We start from the raw sequence: 16,179 nt of genomic DNA, 5'->3' as shown, positions 1-16,179 counted from the left end.
GGCTTACTGTTTCATGATACGGACCCGGTCGCCCTCCTGCAACTGGTAGACGCCCGCCGTGATGACCCGGTCGCCCGGCTCCACGCCGCTGGAGACGATCACCCGGTTGCGGCCGTACAGCTCGCCGAGCGTCACGTTGCGGCGCTCCACGCGGTCGTCCCGGCCCACGATCCAAACGTAGTCGCCGCCCGAGGTGGGGGCGTAGATGGCCGAGATGGGCAGCGACACGGCGTCGGGCGCAGGGTCGGCGCTCTGCATCGTCACCACGCACGACATGCCCGGCGAAATGCGGTAACGGGCCGGGTCGACATTGGTCAGGGTGAGCGTCACGGGGAATCCCGAAGCGTCGGACGAGGTTTTGACGTACTCCTTGAGGCGGGCCGTGAACTGCACGCCGCGGTAGTTGTCGAACTCGACGCGGAACGAAGTGGAATCGCTCAGCAGCGGCAGCCCGCTCTCGGGCAGGGTGAACTTGACGGTCGTGGTGACGGGATTGACCACACGGACGATGGTCTGCCCGGCCTGCACGCGCTCGTAGTTGTCGACGTACTTGCGCTCAACCACGCTGGCGAACGGGGCGCGCAGCTTGGTCTCCTTGAGCATGTCGAGCGAATTTTGGTAGGCCGACTGCGCCTGCGCATAGCGCGTGCGCGCCGCCTCGTACTCCTGCCGCGAGACCGCTTCGTGCTGCAGCAGGCGCTCCATGCGGGTGAACTGCGAGCGGGCCTGCTCGAAAGCCGAGCGGTCGGCCGAGACTTGCAGGCGGATGTCCCGCGGGTCCAATTCGGCCAGCAGAGTCCCCTTCTGGACGCTCTCCCCCTCCGAAACGGGAATGTCGAGCACCTGGCCCGGGACCTTGAACGCGAGGTTCACCGCATCGTCGGGCGTGGCCATGCCCGCGAAATCCTTGTCGATGAACCCGGCCCGGGAGGCTACGACCACCTTCACCGGACGGACCGCCGTCCGGGCCGGCTGCTGCCGGTGCGAACAGCCGCTCGCGGCCAGCGCGATCGTCCAAAGTGCAAAGACGGATAAAAACTTGCATGTACCGCGGTTCCGATCATCGAATCCGAGTGTCGTTGCTCGCCGCCTGCGGCAGCGTTTACCGGTCCGACCCTCCCCTGAATCCCCTCCTCGGAGGGGACTTCTGTCGGGATTTTCAGCCAGAACCGGAGATACGGCCGTTGGTGCATGCAGACAGGTGCTTGCGTGAGCGAATAGGCGCATACGAAAAAAGTTGACTTCCGCGGAGCGGGGTCAACTTTCATACCATACGCCGAAACAGGTCCTTACGGACGAATATCCCGACAGTTCCTTTTAGCCGTGATCGTTCCGTCGTCCAGGACGACCACGCCGTTGTAGGCGCGCAGCAGGGTCTTCATCGTCGAGGCGTCGATGTTGTAGCACCGCACCTCGCCCGTGCCGAAATCGTACCACGTCACCCCGTAGAGGGGCTGCGGGGTCAGGCAGACGACCGTGGCATGCTCCTGCGCGGCACGCTCCACCAGCCGCGCCATGCGCCGGGCGCAGCCGCGCCGCAGCTTGTCGAACGAGGTCACGCAGAGCATATAGACCCGCCCGGGCGTGGTCAGCACTTTTTCCGTGGCGTCGCCCTCGGCATCGCGCAGCGCAAATTCGCTCAGCAGCGGACGCACCGCCGGCAGTTCGCTCGTCGTGCGCGTGTCGACCCACTCCCACGCGGTCTCGTCCTGCCACGCGGTGTCTTCCAGCGAAAATTCGTGCAGCCGGCCCGTCTCCCGGTTGCGGTAGACGAGCACCGTCTGCGTCTCGCCGGGCGCGACGGCAGGCGTCTGCATCGCCTCGTGGATGTTCACCCCGACCTTGTAGGGCAGAAAGTCGATCAGCGGCAGGTGGATATAGCAGTAGTAGCCCAGGTACATGGCCAGCGTGAAGAACGTGCAGGTGAGCACGATTTCGACGGGCTTGAACGCAAAAATCTTATCCGGACGGTAGCGCCACCACACCACGAAGGCCATCGGCAGCAGCGCGAGGTTCTTGTAGAAGGTCTGCCACGGGGTCAGCTTCAGCGCCTCGCCGAAGCAGCCGCAGTCCTCGACGGGGATTACCGTGGCGCTCAAAAGGGTCAGTACCGTGAAAAAGGACATCGACACCAGCGCGAAGACCGAGATCAGGCGGATGCGCACCTTGAAGAGCAGCATGCAGCCCATCATCAGCTCCGCGCCGCACAGCCAGATCGAGAAGGTCATGCTGGCGGGTTCGAGGAACTCCACGCCGTAGATCGAGAGGTATTCGTTGACCTTCATCGCCGTGCCCCACGGGTCGATCACCTTCGTGAAACCCGAGACGATAAACGTGCAGGCGAGGATCAGCCGGCAGACATGCGAAAGAATCTTGAACGCCCGTTTACTTCTCATCGCCGGCCAGTAAGGGTTCGATCGCCGCACAAATCTTTTCGAAATTGCGGTCGGGGGTATCCATCGCGCCCGTCGAATCGCTGCAATCGACCACACGCAGCGAACGGTCGCGGGCCGCGGCGGCGAGGTAGACCTCCCGCACGCGCTGCTGCAGGGCCAGGGAATCTTCGTGGATGTCGCGGCCGCCCTGCAAATAGGCCCGGTCGTCGCCGCCGCGCACCTCCGAGAGTTTGCGTTCGGTAAAGGCGAACGGCACGTCCAAAAAGAGCGATACGTCGGGCCGCGGCAGGTCGTTATGGACAAATTCGAGGTCGAGAATCCACTGCATCAGGCGGTCGCGTTCCGGCCCGGCAGGGAGTTTGGCGCATTGGAAGCCCACGTTCGAATAGACGTAACGGTCCAGAATCACGACCTTGCCCGCGGCGAGCCACGCCCGGATTTCGGGCGCCGCAGCGGCCCGGTCGCCCGCGAAGAGCAGCGCCACCAGGTAGGGGTCGACCTGCTCCACGCCGCCGAACTCGCCGCGCAGGAAGCGGGCGATCAGCTCCCCGTAGACCGGGGAGTCGAAGCGCGGAAAGTGCACATACTCGCTCTGCACGCCGCGCCGGGCGAACAGCTCGCGCAGTTTTCCGATCTGGGTCGACTTTCCCGCCCCGTCCAATCCTTCGAGTACGATAAACATATCAGGTTTCTTCTTTTTCCATTCACTCCGGCCGCTTCACGCAGGCCGCGCCGCCAGGCGGCTTACTGCCGCAGCATGCGCACCGCCCGCGCCACCCCGTCGGCCAGCGCATCGGCTTCCGGGAGCGTGTTGTAGAGGGCGAACGAGGCGCGGCACATGCCCGTCACGCCGTAGTGGGTCATCACCGGCTCGGCGCAATGCTGCCCCGTGCGGACGGCGATGCCCAGTTTGTCGAGGATCATGCCCATGTCGTAGGCGTGCACCCCCTCCACGTTGAACGACACGATGGCACACTTGTCCGCCGTCGTGCCGTAGATTCTCAGCCCCTCGACGGCCGACAGCCGCTCCGTGGCGCGGCGCAGCAGCGCCGATTCGTGCGCCTCGATCGCCGCCGGGTCGAAGCGCTGCATGAAGCGCACGGCCTCGCCCAGCCCGATGGCTCCCACGAAGTTGGCCGTCCCGGCCTCGAAGCGCAGCGGCACGGGGGCGTAGGTCGTCCTCTCGAACGTCACCCGGTCGACCATGTCGCCGCCGCCGAGGAAAGGCGGCATCGCCTCCAGCCGGTCGCGTTTGCCGTAGAGCACGCCGATGCCCGTCGGGCCGTAGAGCTTGTGCCCCGAAAAGGCGTAGAAGTCGCACCCCATCGCCCGCACGTCCACACCCCCGTGGACGATGCCCTGACAGCCGTCGACCACCACGACCGCCCCCACGGCGTGAGCCGCGTCGATCAGGGGCCGCAGGTCGGGCCGCGTGCCGAGCGTGTTGGACGCCTGCGTCACGGCAACCGCCTTCGTCCGCTCGTCGAGCAGCTCCGGCAGCAGTTCCATACGGAGACTGCCCGCCTCGTCGAACGGCAGTACGCGGATTTCGGCCCCCTGCCGCTCGGCGAGCAGCTGCCACGGGACGATGTTGGAGTGGTGCTCCAACTCGCTGACGAGGATGTTGTCGCCCGCGCGGACGTACTTTGCGCCCCAGGCGTAGGCCACCGTATTGAGCGACGCCGTGGCGCCCGCCGTGAAGACGATCTCCTCCTTTTCGGCCGCACCGATATAGGCAGCGATGCGTTCGCGCGCCGCTTCGTACAGGGCCGTCGCCTCCTCCGAAAGGTAGTGCACCCCGCGGTGGATATTGGCATTCAGCTCGCGGTGGAGCCGGTCCACCGTCTCGATCACCTGCAGCGGTTTCTGCGCCGTGGCGCCGCTGTCGAGGTAGACGAGCGGCTTGCCGTAAACGGTGCGCTGCAGGATCGGGAACTCCCGGCGTATCTCTTCGACTTCGAACATCGTTACATGCTTTCCAGTTTGGCCACGACCCGCTCCATCATCAGGTCGCACAGCGGCTCGATGCCGCAGTGACGGACCACGTCGCCCGCGAAGCCCTCCAGCTGCAGCCGCCGCGCCTGCGCTTCGCTCAGACCGCGCTGACGCATGTAGAGGATCGCGTCGCTCTCCATCTGCCCCACGGTCGCGCCGTGCGAGCACTTCACGTCGTCGGCATAGATCTCCAGCTGGGGCCGCGTGATGATGCGGGCCGTTTCGCTCAGCAGGATGTTGCGGCTCTGCTGCCGCGCGTCGGTGCGCTGGGCGTCGGGAGCCACATAGACCAGTCCGCAGAACTCGCCCACCCCGTCGCCCGCGGCGACGCCCTTTACGTAGGAGTTGCTGCGGCAATCGGCCACGTTGTGCTCCGTGCGCAGTTTGACCAGGCAATGCTCCCCCTCGGCGGCCAGGAAGAGGCCGTTGAGCACGTTCTCCGCCTCCGGTCCGGCCAACTCCAGCCGATACGAAGCGTTGGCGCTCGAAAGCTGGAGGGTCGTGATGCGGCACGCGCTGCGGGCGGCCTGCGTAAGGTTGATCTCGGCGAACGCCTCGGCGGTGAACAGCTCCGTCAGCTCGAAGCGGGCATCTTCGCCGACCGCAATGTCGAGCGCCGAAGTTCCGGGGCACGTATGCACCACGACCAGCTTCGCCGCCCCTCCGGCCGCGATCCCGACGCGCATACGCATCGGATCGACCGCATAACAGGGCATCGGCTCCATGCCCTCGACGCGCAGCTCCTCCCCCACCATGCGGTAATCGGCCAATGCCTTGAGAATCGCATCCATCACTCGGCGTATTGGTTGATGAGCCAGTCGTAACCCTCCTTTTCGAGCCGGAGGGCCAGCGTCCGGTCGCCCGTGTGGATGATGCGGCCCTTGTAGAGCACGTGCACCACGTCGGGCACGATGTAGTCCAACAGGCGCTGGTAGTGCGTGATGACCACCGTGGCGTTCTGCGGCGTGCGCAGTTTGGTGACGCCCGTGGCAACGATGCGCAGCGCGTCGATGTCCAGCCCCGAATCGGTCTCGTCGAGGATCGCCAGCTTCGGATCGAGCATCGCCATCTGGAAAATCTCGTTTTTCTTCTTCTCCCCGCCCGAGAAACCCTCGTTGACGGCCCGCGAGGTGAGCTTCGAGGAGAGCTCCACCACGGCGCTCTTCTCGCGCATCAGCTTCAGAAACTCGGCGGCCGAGAGCGGCTCCTCGCCCCGGAACTTGCGCTGCTCATTGACGGCCAGCTTCATGAAGTTGGCCATCGTCACGCCCGGAATCTCCACCGGGTACTGGAAGCCCAGGAAAAGGCCCAGCCGCGCCCGGTCCTCGATCGACATCGAGAGCAGGTCGTGCCCCAGAAAGGTCGCCGAACCCTCGGTGACCATATATTTGTCGTTGCCCGCCAGCACCGAGGCCAGCGTCGACTTGCCCGATCCGTTGGGACCCATGATGGCATGCACCTCGCCGGCTTTCACCTCCAGGTCGATGCCCCGGAGAATCTCTTTGCCCTCGACCGCGGCGTGCAGATTTTTTACGCTTAACATATCGTGTTCAATTATTATCCTTACTCTTCACTCTCTGCGGCTCTCCGAGCCGCTGGGCCGTAATTTCAACTGCCCTGTTTTCAGCCTTGAGGCCGCGCGGGCCGCAGTTCGGTCCCTGTTTTCGGCCGTCAGGCCGGCGGGCCGCAATTCGGCTGCCCTATTCTCGGCCTTCTGGCAGGCGGGCCGCAGTTCGGTCCCTGTTTTCGGCCTTTCGGGCCGGCGGGCCGCAGCCTCCGGGCGCGGAGGCCCGCTTGACGCGTCCCTCCGCAGGCTGCGCCCGCGGACACCGACCTTATCCCACCGATCCCTCCAACTGGAGCGCCAGCAATTTCTGCGCCTCTACGGCGAACTCCATCGGCAGCTTGGCCAGCACCTCGCGGGCATAGCCGTTGACGATCAGCCCCACGGCGTCTTCGGTCGAGAGGCCGCGCTGGTTGCAGTAGAAGAGCTGGTCGTCGGAGATTTTGGAGGTCGTGGCCTCGTGCTCGACCACCGCCGTGCGGTTGCGCACGTCGATCTCGGGAAAGGTGTGCGCCCCGCACTTGTCGCCGATCAAAAGCGAGTCGCACTGCGAGAAGTTGCGGGCGTTGTGCGCCTTGCGTCCCACGCGGACCAGTCCGCGGTAGGAGTTCTGGCTGCGGCCCGCCGAGATGCCTTTCGAGACGATGCGGCTGCGCGTATTGCGACCGATGTGGATCATCTTCGTCCCCGTGTCGGCCTGCTGGAAGTTGTTGGTCATGGCCACCGAGTAGAACTCCCCGACCGAGTTGTCGCCCGCCAGGATGCAGCTCGGGTATTTCCAGGTGATGGACGAACCGGTCTCGACCTGCGTCCACGACAGGCGCGCATTCTCGCGGCAGATGCCGCGCTTGGTGACGAAGTTGTAGATGCCGCCCCGCCCCTCCCGGTCGCCGGGATACCAGTTCTGGACGGTGGAGTACTTGACCTCGGCGTCCTTCTCGACGACGATCTCCACCACGGCGGCGTGCAGCTGGTTCTCGTCGCGGCGCGGGGCCGTACACCCCTCCAGATAGCTCACGTAGGAGCCTTCGTCGGCCACGATCAGCGTTCGTTCGAACTGCCCCGTCCCCGCGGCATTGATGCGGAAATAGGTCGACAGCTCCATCGGGCAGCGCACCCCCTTGGGAATGTAGCAGAACGAACCGTCGGAAAAGACTGCGGCGTTGAGCGCCGCGTAGAAGTTGTCGGTAGGCGGCACGACGCTGCCCAAGTACTTGCGCACCAGTTCGGGATAGTCGCGCAGCGCCTCGGAGATCGAGCAGAAAATGATCCCCTTTTCGGAGAGGGTCTCCTTGAAGGTGGTCTTGACCGAGACGGAATCCAGCACGGCATCGACCGCCACACCCGCCAGCATCATCTGCTCCTCCAACGGAATCCCCAGCTTGTCGAACGTGCGCTTAAGCTCGGGATCGATCTCGTCCGCCGAGTTCAGCTTTTTCAGCTGCTTGGGAGCTGCATAGTAGATAATATCCTGAAAGTCGATCTCCGGGAAGGTCAGGTGCGCCCACGTAGGAGGCTCCAAAGTCAGCCAGTGACGGTAGGCGGAGAGCCGGTATTCGGTCATCCACGCCGGCTCACCCTTCTTGGCGGAGATCAGCCGCACAACCTCTTCCGAAAGCCCCTTGCCGATGGTTTCGGTCTCGATGTCGGAGGTGAAGCCGTATTTGTACTCCTGGTCCCGGAGGTTTTCCAAAAGCTCTTTTTCGTTTTCAGCCATACGTGCGAAATATGATGCAAAGATATAAATTCCAATCAATAATTTCGCCAATCGGGCCGACAAATGAAATTTCGGGTCCCGACAAAAAGAGGCGGCGGGCTGAGTGCCCGCCGCCTCGAAAGCGTTGCGATACCGGATTATTTGGTGTATTCGATCACCACTTTGCCCACCTCGATGTTGGTGCTCGTATCGGTGAAATCGATCCTGAAATTGTCCGACGCGACACCCGCCGAAGCAAAGTCGAAAGTGATCGTCGAAGAGTTCGTTCCCGTCGGCTCGGTCGCCGCAAGAGCGGTTCCCTCGCCGTAGGTGCAGACCAGCAACTCCGGCTTGCGGGCCGAATTGGGATAGACCGTGATCTTGCGGATCGTGCCCAGTTCCGTAGCGGCGACGTGCGTCTCGGCCTTGCCCTTGTTGAAGTACCACACGATGTTCTTCGTTGAGCTGGTGCTGTAATAGATGTTGCCCGTGAAGGTGATCGTGCTGGCGCCCGTGTCGTCGGTCGCCGTCCACGTGGCCTCCTGCCAACTGGAGGGAATGCCCGTGATGTTCGGCGAGAGCACGCCGGCCGTGGCCGAGAGCGTCATCGTATAGTCCGTGCCCGACGGGGTGGGCGGAGGCGTCGGCGTGCCGCCCGTGGATTCGAACTTCACGCTGTAAAAGCGCAGTCCGTTCCCCGTGGGATAGATCAACACGTCGCCGGCATCCTTCACTTCGAAAGTGACGGTCTGGGGCGTGTTGCTCGAGAATCCGCCCGGCAGGCTTTCGGTCGCGCCACCGGACTCGACGGTCACCATGCGGGCCAAATCCTCCGAGCTGCCCGTGTTCGAAGCCACGACGGTCAGCTTTCCTGCAGCGGAGGCCGTGAACTTCAAGTAGCGTTTCACGTTCGATCCGGCGCCGCCGGCCTGGATATAGCGCTTGTTGAGCGAGGCGTTGGTTCCCACCTTGATGCTGCCGCCGCCGGCAACGATGCTCAGACCGTTCCAAGTGTCGGTGTACTCGACATTGTTCGCCTCGCCGATGGCGGTATAGTAAGTGTCGAACCCGGGATCGGAGAAATCCCACGTAAGGGTCTCACCTTCTCCGCCCTGCGACTTGTCGGCGACGGTCAGCTTGGCCGTTCCGGCGTCGGAAGCCTGCATTTCGGCCGAGGCGGGAAGAGCCACCACCGAGATCACGTACTCGCCCACGGCCAGTGCGGCCACGGTAGCGGCGGGAATCGTATAGGAAGCGGTCGTTACCGTCTCCTCGCTACCGTTGAAGGTGACTTTGTACGATGCGGCGTTATCCACGGCATCCCACGAAGCGACCACCTCGCTCGAAGCGCCTACCTCGACCTTTGCGGGGGCGAGCTTGACCACGGGAGCTTTCAGCTTCGTGTCGCTCACCGAGAGCGTTGCGCTGCCGGCCGGCGACTTCCTGAACTTATACTCGCCCGCGGGCTTCGCCGTGACGTACATCGTATGATCGCCGGGCTTGAGGGCCTTCACCACGTTGGTGCTGAGCTGCGCGCTCAACTGATCGGTTTCACCGCTCATGACTGCAGTCGTGCCATCCGCAAAGGTCACCTTGATGCGCCACTCGTAGGTCACGGCATTGGGCACGGCCTCCCACGAGAAGTCGACCGCTGTCTCATCGCCGGCGGTAACCTCGGCGGGCTGCGCTTTCACGACGGGCATTTCCAGCGGCGTGGCGTTCTGGCCCGGAGCCTCCGAACCGGCGTACCACTCGATGCTGTAAATATGGTTGATCGAAGCGTCGGTCCAAAGGTAGAGCGAACCGCGCGTAACGCCCATGCAGGGGATATAAACCTTGCCCCGGTTGGCTGCAATGGGAGCCTCCACGGGACCGAAGCTCGTGCCGAGCTGGTCGGAATAGACATAGAAATTACGTCCCGAAGCGTTGGCGTAGCAGTCGATTACCAGCACACCCTCTTCGTTTGCGGCGATCTTCAGCGCACGCTCCGTCGGAGGCATTGTCTTTATGGTCGACTTGCCGCGCAGGTCGAGGTAGTTGACGTCGTAATCGGGATCGTAGCGAATCTCGACATTCTTGCTGTCTCCATTGGCCAGGATCGTCAGCCCTTCGATGGTCGTGTTTTCAACCCAGTTGGTTACGTTCCAGGTCGTGAAGTTCCAGGAGGTAGCCTCTCCGAGCGTCGTAACGATCAGCACGCCGCTCTCGACGCCTTCGTTGAAGAAGGTGATCGTGTATTCGGTATTCGCCGCCAGGTCGGTGAACTGGTACTTGCGGGCGGCTTTGTCGGCCTCGCCCAGCGTGACGTCCGCCGGTTCGGCGCCGGCGCTCTCGATGCGAAGGGCCGTAACGTTGTCCTCCTCGCTCCAGGCGACGGTGATGGACGATCCGGTCTTGTCGATCACCTCGATGGTCGCCTTGTCGCTGGCCACGAACGTGCAGGTTCCGCGCACCGCGTCGTCGCGGCAGAGGTTGACCGTGTAGGTCGTGCCGTTGGTAAGACCCGTGAGCTGGTAGTAACCCTCGCGGATCGCATCGGCATCCAGATCGATGCGACCGATGTTGTTATCCACGTCGAGGTGGGTGACGGTCGATTCGGGAATCCAGCGCAGGATGGCCGTCGTGGCGGTGATGTCGTCGCCCGCAACCACGCCGTCGTTGAGGAACAACTGCTCGACGCCGGTCTCGAACTCCTTGACAGCGGGCTTGGAGTTGCCCGTCGTAGTGCTCAGGGCCACCAGTTCGGCGCGGAACTTCGTATTGCCAGGCAGTTCGAGGAACTTGTAGGTCATCTTGGCCGAGGCCCCGTCGTCGGTGAGCTTGAGCGAGCGGTAGGTCGACCCGTCCTCGGTCTTGACGAGCGTGAGCGAGTACTGACGCGCCGTGGAGATCGGCGTCCAGGTGAAGGTGGCGTTGACGTTAGCTTCGAGCGTCAGTTCGAAGTTCAGCGGCGAGAGCGCACGGTCCAGCGCCAGCGTGTCGATGGTGTCTTCCGGATCGTGACAGCCCGCCAGAAGGGCGCTGCCGGCGACGAGGAAGGTGCAGAGCAGGGAATTTATGATCTTTTTCATAGGTTTCGTATGATTTTAGCGTTGCACCCGATTAATAACCGTAGTCGTTGGTGAGGTAGGGATTCGTCGAGGTGATGGCCGAGTAGAGGGGCCAGAACATGCGCTGGTCGGTAGCGGAGGGGCTTCCGGCGAGCGAGAGGTAGCTGATCTTCTCGTCCTTGATCTGGCTCTCCTTGATGTAGTCGGTTTTGCCCTCCTTGTCGGTCCACTGCGTCCAGCCGCTGCCCTCGGGGGTTCCGCCCTCGCCACGATCCAGACCGTACATCTCGATATTTTCGGGAACCAGCGCGGTCGGGCTTACGCGATACCAAAGCGACGTTCCGACGGTCTTATAACTATAAGTCTTTGTACGACTGGCAGTGGGAGTGGAGATTGTTACTGTGCATTCATCCTGATTACGTAATGCACGCATCTTCTCCTTGGTCGCCTCGATCGACTGACCCAACATACCCCAGCGGATCAGGTCGGCCTTGCGCAACCCCTCACCGAGGAACTCCAGCGCACGCTCATCGACGATGGCCCAGAACATGTCCTCCTTCGAACCGATTGCATCCACATAGGCATTCGCCTCGGTCTTGTGGCTGTCGTAGGCGCGCAGACGCACCTTGCGCAGCTGCTCCCGGGCATAGTCCGTGTCGCCCAGTTCGTTGGCGCATTCGGCGGCCATCAGCAGCACGTCGGCGTAGCGCATCACGATCGGCATGATGCCGTCGTCGTTGGCCGTCACCTTCGTACCGTTGGTCATCCACTCGTAGCGGTACTTGCCGAAGTACCACGTATTGATGCCGGCCGGCTCCAGTTCGGGTTTGGCCTGCTCTTTCCAGATGTAGTTCACGCACGATACGTTCCGGCGCTCGTCGTTCTTGCCGTTGTTGCCTTCTTTGTCGCCGTACTCGTAGAACATGGTCGGAACGGGACCCATCGAGCCGCCCATGCCGCTCTTGCCCACGTAGGAGTCCTTGGCCGGGTGCTTGATGGCGTAGGTATAGTTCCACTGTCCGCGCAGCACCTCGTGCGAGAAGGGGATTACGAAGAGCGTCTCGCCGCCGGCGATGATGTTCTTGTACTGCATCATGTCGATCCAGATCTTCTCGAAATCGTCGCTCAGGCGCACGTAGACATTCTCCTTTTCGATCACGTCCTTGCAGGCCTGCAGCGCCACGCGGTAGAGGTAGTTGTCGGCCCACTCGCCGCCCTCGACCAGCTTGCTGCGCCGGTTGGAGCCGATGTTGCCCGTACCGAGCTGCCCCTCGTCGGGACGCTGTCCGTAACCGGCAGCCATCAGGCACACGCGGGCCAGCAGACCCTTGACGAAGGCTTTGTTCACGCGGCCCGTGGTCATCGTCTGCGTCGCCTCGGTGGGCCAGTAGACGTAGTTGGCAGCCTCCTGCAGGTCGGCGATCAGCTGTTTGAAGATCACGTCGCGGTCGCTCTTCTGCACGTAGATGGTCTCGGTCTTCAGTGGCTCGAAGCGCGCGGGCACGTCGCCCCACGCCTTCACCAGGTCGTAGTAGAGCATCGCACGCAGCGTCAGCACCTCGCCCAGCAGGTAGGCCATGTCGGGACGCGTCTCGGTCTGGCCGTATTCGCGCAGCCCGGCGATGCACTGGTTGGCCGATTCGATGGCGATATACATCTGGCTGTAAGCGCCGTCCGATTCGTTAAGCTGGTTGCCGTCGGTAACCGTCGAGCTGTACATCGAGATGGCCGACTTCACGTCGCCCAGTTTGGCGCCGTTCCACCACTCGCAGTCGGTGTTCGTGCCGTAGTAGTTCAGAAAACGGTTGCGGTAGGATTTGTTCATGCCGAACCGCTGGTAGATGGAGTTGATGACATTCTCCGAATAGGTGTAGCTGGCGAAGATCACGTTGGCTTCGTACTCCGACGGGTTCTCCACCTCGAGTTTGTCATCGAGGCACGAAACGGCCAGCATGGGCAGGATCGCTACGACTAAAAGATATGCTATTTTTTTCATGGTTTTACGCAGGATTAGGGTTTAGAAAGAGATGTTGATACCGAACACCCACGAGCGGCTCTTGGGATAACCCGAGTAGTCGACGTTCGGCGTCATCGGGGTCGAGCGGCGGGTGTCCACCTCGGGGTCTGCGCCCGTGTAGGGAGTCCAGCAGAAGAGGTTGGTTCCCGTTGCGTAAATGCGGATCTTGTCGATGCGGATCTTGCGCGTGAGCGTCTTGGGCAGCGTGTAACCCAACGTCAGCGAGCTGAGGCGCAGGTAGGAAGCATCCTCCAATCCCCAGCTGTGCATGAACGTCTGAGTGATGTAGGGCGACCACATCGAGGTCGAAGCGTTGACGGTCTCCAGCTGGGCCGGATCGGTGATCAGCTCGCCGGTCGCCCAGTCGACGTTGGTCCAGCGGCTGCCCAGCGACATGTCGGCGAACAGGTTGCGGATCTTGCCGGCCGTGTAGTTGTTGTGGCAGGCCGTGTACTCGATCTTGTTGGCGTTGTAGACCTTGTTGCCGTAGGAGTAGGTGAAGTTGGCGGCCAGGTCGAAGCCGTAAGCGTGGCCCGTGAGCGAGAAACCGCCCGTGAACTTGGGCTGCACGTTGCCGATCACCCCGTAGACGGGCTTGCCGTTCTCGTCGACGGCCAGGCGGAGCGAACCGGGCTGGGTGGGAACGCCCGTCACCGACTCGGAATCGGAACCGTCGAGCGTCTTCCACTCCCCGGTCTGGGCGTAGTGGTCCAGATCGAAGTCGGAGACCTCGTAGCGGCCCAGCGTCGTATAACCGCGCACGTCACCGACGGCCGAGCCGACCGTAGCGATATAGTCGTCGACGGTCAGGTAGCCGTTCCAGCCCGAATTGACCGAGAAGCCCGTTTCGTTCAGCTCGGCCAGGTCCATCACGCGGTTCTTGTTGAAGGCGATGTTGGCGCTGAAATTCAGCCCCCAGTTCTTCTTCTCGGCCAGCACGGCGCTCAGAGCCACCTCGACGCCGCGGTTGCGGGTCTCGCCGGCGTTGCGGAACTGATAGCGGTAGCCGCTGCCCTGGATGGGAATCTTGATCAGCAGGTCTTTCGTATTGTTCTGGTAAACCTCTACCGAACCGCTCAGACGGCCCTTCCAGAAGCTGAAGTCGAGACCCAGGTTATGCGAGTAGGTCGTCTCCCACGTCAGGTCGGGGTTGGCCATGATGTCGCCGGCCGTCCAGTAGTTGTCCACGCCGTTGACGTAGATGGTCTCGGTTCCGGCGGCGAAGGTCTGGTTGCGCGACACGCCCGAGGGGATGTTGTTATTTCCGGCCGTACCGAAGCTGTAACGCAGTTTGAGGTTGTCGAGCCAGGCGGCGTCCTTCAGCCAGTTCTCGCCCGAGAGACGCCACGACACGGCTGCCGAGGGGAAGTAGCCCCACTTGCCGCCCTCGGAGAACTTCGAGGAGCCGTCGGCACGCATCGTCGCCGAGAGGAAGTACTTGCTTTTGAAGTCGTAGTTGACGCGGCCGAAGAACGAGAAGAGCTTGTCGTCGGGCGCATAGACGTTCTGCGAATAGACCACGTTGCTGCCCGAACCCATCACGTTCCACGCCTTGTCGGCGTCGAAGTCCACGGGGAAGCCGTCGACCAGCGTCTGGAACGTATTGGCGCGGGTGATGATGTACTCCTGACCCAGCAGCAGGTTCAGGTGGTGGCTGTCGTTGTTGAGCACCTTCTTGAAGTCGTAATAGAGGGTGTTGGTGCTGCGCACACGCTCGCGTTTGAGGTCAGAGTAGCGCACCGAGGGCGTGCCCTTGACCGACGACTTGTCGCGCGAGTGGTAGGTCGTCAGACCATAATATTCGTTGTCGATCTGGTTGTAGTTGTCCAGACCGGCCTCGACCTTGAGTTTGAGGTTGTCGACGATCTCCCACGTGAAGCCCGCGTTGGCGTTCCACTGCGTGCGCTGACGCTTCTTGTCGCTGTCGTAGACGGCCGTGATCGGGTTCACGGCGTCGGAGCTGTTCTCCGGGTCCTCGACCTCGGCGGTCTGTCCCGAAATGGGAATCGGCGAGTAGAGGATGGCGTTGCGCAGACGGCCCGTCGTCGAGGAGCCGGCGTCGGAGAGCGAGTTGGCGCCCGCACCGCGCACCTTCGTATTGGAGTAGCGCACCGAGAAGTCGAACGACACGCGCTTGTTGGGCTTGTAGCTCGACTTGAGGTTGAGGTTGTCGCGGCTGAAGTTCGAGCCGAGCATGATCGCCTTGTCGTAAAGGCGCGAGTAGCTGGCCGTCCACTTGAACTTGTCGCCGCCGCCCGAAACCGAAAGGTTGTGGCTGAACTGCGTGCCCGTGCGGCCGAAGAGCTGGTCCATCCAGTCGTTGCCGCGGAGGTTGTCGTAGAGGTCGATGTCGCTGAACGAACCGAAGTACGGCTCATACATCTTGTCCACCTCTTCGCGCATGGCGGCCAGCTCGTACTGGTACTTCACGAAGTTCGACACGTCCATCACCGCCAGCTTGTTCTTGCGGGCGATGTCCTTGAAACCGACGTAGGCGTTGTAGTTGACCGTCAGGCGGCCCTTTTCGCCGCTCTTGGTCGTCACGATCACCACACCGTTGGCGCCGCGCGAACCGTAGATGGCCGTCGAGAAGGCGTCCTTCAGCACGTCGATCGACTGGATGTCCGAAGCCGGGATGTCCGAAATGCTCTCCACGGGGAAGCCGTCGACGATCAGCAGCGGCGAGCTGTCCTGCGAAATGGAGCCGCCGCCGCGCACGCGGATCTTGATCTCGGCATCGGGATCGCCCTCGCTCGCCGTGATGGCCACACCGGCCATACGCCCGGTCATCGCCTCGGCCACCGATGCCACCGGCATCTGGGTGAGCGCCTCCGCCCCGACCGAGGAGATCGAGCCGACCACGTCGCGGCGCTTCATGGTGGCGTAACCCACGACCACCACGTCGTCCAGCGCCGTCGCGGCATCGGCCAGCGTCACGTCGATCATCGTCTTGTTACCGATGGGAACCTGCTGGGTCTCCATACCGATATAAGAGATCACCAGCGTCTTCTTCGACGCATCGGGCACGTTGAGCGACCACGAACCGTCGACGCCCGAGCTTGCGCCCAGCGTCGTTCCGTCGACGATCACCGAAGCGCCGATCACCGGGTTTCCCGCAGCGTCCTTGACGACGCCTCCGATCTTCTGGGCCGCGGCCGTCGAGACCAGGCCCACACCCATCAGGAAAAACAGGGCGAACTTTAGCGTAAAGTTTTTCATAAAAATGGTTTTGGTTAATAATTAGGTTTACTTGTTTTCATGTCCGGAGGGGAAGCTGTTTTTAAAAATTTTAACAAATTTCCGCTTCATCCCTATACAAAAGTAAATTGCACGGGAAGAAGGGGCTGGTAAAATTTATCACTTCTCTTGGATAATTTGTCAGATCGCACGGATCGGCTCTCCGCGCGCGCAGGACAGGGGTTTTTCCGCGCGGGAAGAGACGAAAAATCCTCCCGGAGAGG

General features: G+C 62.4%; 10 protein-coding genes. All 10 read right to left on the bottom strand.

Annotated elements, in window-relative coordinates; translation table 11 throughout:
- Positions 1-3: 3 nt before the first annotated feature.
- The 10 genes from ACMO9O_RS00440 to ACMO9O_RS00395 all read right to left on the bottom strand — a co-directional run bounded on the left by ACMO9O_RS00440 (position 4) and on the right by ACMO9O_RS00395 (position 15,937).
- On the bottom strand, positions 4-942 hold the full coding sequence (locus tag ACMO9O_RS00440) for an efflux RND transporter periplasmic adaptor subunit (protein ID WP_418981650.1): 939 nt from the start codon (positions 940-942) through the stop codon (positions 4-6).
- A 347-nt stretch (positions 943-1,289) separates the two neighbouring features.
- A complete protein-coding gene (locus ACMO9O_RS00435; protein WP_418981649.1) occupies positions 1,290-2,396 on the bottom strand; it encodes a BT_3928 family protein in 1,107 nt (368 codons plus the stop codon).
- A complete protein-coding gene (locus tag ACMO9O_RS00430; RefSeq protein ID WP_418981648.1) occupies positions 2,386-3,078 on the bottom strand; it encodes a dTMP kinase in 693 nt (230 codons plus the stop codon). The genes ACMO9O_RS00435 and ACMO9O_RS00430 overlap by 11 nt, the downstream gene beginning before the upstream one ends.
- 62 nt (positions 3,079-3,140) lie before the next feature.
- Positions 3,141-4,361: a SufS family cysteine desulfurase gene (locus tag ACMO9O_RS00425; protein WP_418981647.1), complete on the bottom strand. Its 1,221-nt coding sequence runs from the start codon at positions 4,359-4,361 to the stop codon at positions 3,141-3,143.
- Positions 4,362-4,363: 2 nt separating this feature from the next.
- Positions 4,364-5,182, bottom strand: a complete 819-nt coding sequence (locus ACMO9O_RS00420) for a SufD family Fe-S cluster assembly protein (protein WP_418981646.1) — start codon at positions 5,180-5,182, stop codon at positions 4,364-4,366.
- The gene (gene sufC / locus ACMO9O_RS00415; RefSeq protein ID WP_418981645.1) at positions 5,182-5,934 is read right to left on the bottom strand and encodes a Fe-S cluster assembly ATPase SufC; all 753 of its coding nucleotides are present in this window, start codon (positions 5,932-5,934) and stop codon (positions 5,182-5,184) included. The genes ACMO9O_RS00420 and sufC overlap by 1 nt, the downstream gene beginning before the upstream one ends.
- Positions 5,935-6,226: 292 nt before the next feature.
- Positions 6,227-7,672 carry a Fe-S cluster assembly protein SufB gene (gene sufB, locus ACMO9O_RS00410; protein ID WP_418981644.1) on the bottom strand — a complete coding sequence of 482 codons (1,446 nt, stop codon included), beginning with the start codon at positions 7,670-7,672 and terminating at the stop codon, positions 6,227-6,229.
- Between the two features lie 137 nt (positions 7,673-7,809).
- A complete protein-coding gene (locus tag ACMO9O_RS00405; protein ID WP_418981643.1) occupies positions 7,810-10,722 on the bottom strand; it encodes a hypothetical protein in 2,913 nt (970 codons plus the stop codon).
- A gap of 31 nt (positions 10,723-10,753) precedes the next feature.
- Positions 10,754-12,697 (bottom strand): RagB/SusD family nutrient uptake outer membrane protein, encoded by a 1,944-nt coding sequence (locus tag ACMO9O_RS00400; protein ID WP_418981642.1) that lies wholly within the window; start codon positions 12,695-12,697, stop codon positions 10,754-10,756.
- Positions 12,698-12,718: 21 nt separating this feature from the next.
- A complete protein-coding gene (locus tag ACMO9O_RS00395; RefSeq protein ID WP_418981641.1) occupies positions 12,719-15,937 on the bottom strand; it encodes a SusC/RagA family TonB-linked outer membrane protein in 3,219 nt (1,072 codons plus the stop codon).
- Positions 15,938-16,179: the final 242 nt, after the last annotated feature.

The organism is Alistipes sp. (genome assembly GCF_048465635.1).
Taxonomy (GTDB): domain Bacteria; phylum Bacteroidota; class Bacteroidia; order Bacteroidales; family Rikenellaceae; genus Alistipes.
Note: the sequence above shows the minus strand (reverse complement) of the source record. Positions and strands in the feature narration are given on the sequence as shown.

Excerpts from the sequence above, each read along its gene's own strand:
- ACMO9O_RS00435 (WP_418981649.1), bottom strand. The coding sequence starts at position 2,396 with ATGAGAAGTAAACGGGCGTTCAAGATTCTTTCGCATGTCTGCCGGCTG.
- ACMO9O_RS00430 (WP_418981648.1), bottom strand. The coding sequence starts at position 3,078 with ATGTTTATCGTACTCGAAGGATTGGACGGGGCGGGAAAGTCGACCCAG.
- ACMO9O_RS00425 (WP_418981647.1), bottom strand. The coding sequence starts at position 4,361 with ATGTTCGAAGTCGAAGAGATACGCCGGGAGTTCCCGATCCTGCAGCGC.
- ACMO9O_RS00420 (WP_418981646.1), bottom strand. The coding sequence starts at position 5,182 with ATGGATGCGATTCTCAAGGCATTGGCCGATTACCGCATGGTGGGGGAG.
- sufC (WP_418981645.1), bottom strand. The coding sequence starts at position 5,934 with ATGTTAAGCGTAAAAAATCTGCACGCCGCGGTCGAGGGCAAAGAGATT.
- sufB (WP_418981644.1), bottom strand. The coding sequence starts at position 7,672 with ATGGCTGAAAACGAAAAAGAGCTTTTGGAAAACCTCCGGGACCAGGAG.
- ACMO9O_RS00405 (WP_418981643.1), bottom strand. The coding sequence starts at position 10,722 with ATGAAAAAGATCATAAATTCCCTGCTCTGCACCTTCCTCGTCGCCGGC.
- ACMO9O_RS00400 (WP_418981642.1), bottom strand. The coding sequence starts at position 12,697 with ATGAAAAAAATAGCATATCTTTTAGTCGTAGCGATCCTGCCCATGCTG.
- ACMO9O_RS00395 (WP_418981641.1), bottom strand. The coding sequence starts at position 15,937 with ATGAAAAACTTTACGCTAAAGTTCGCCCTGTTTTTCCTGATGGGTGTG.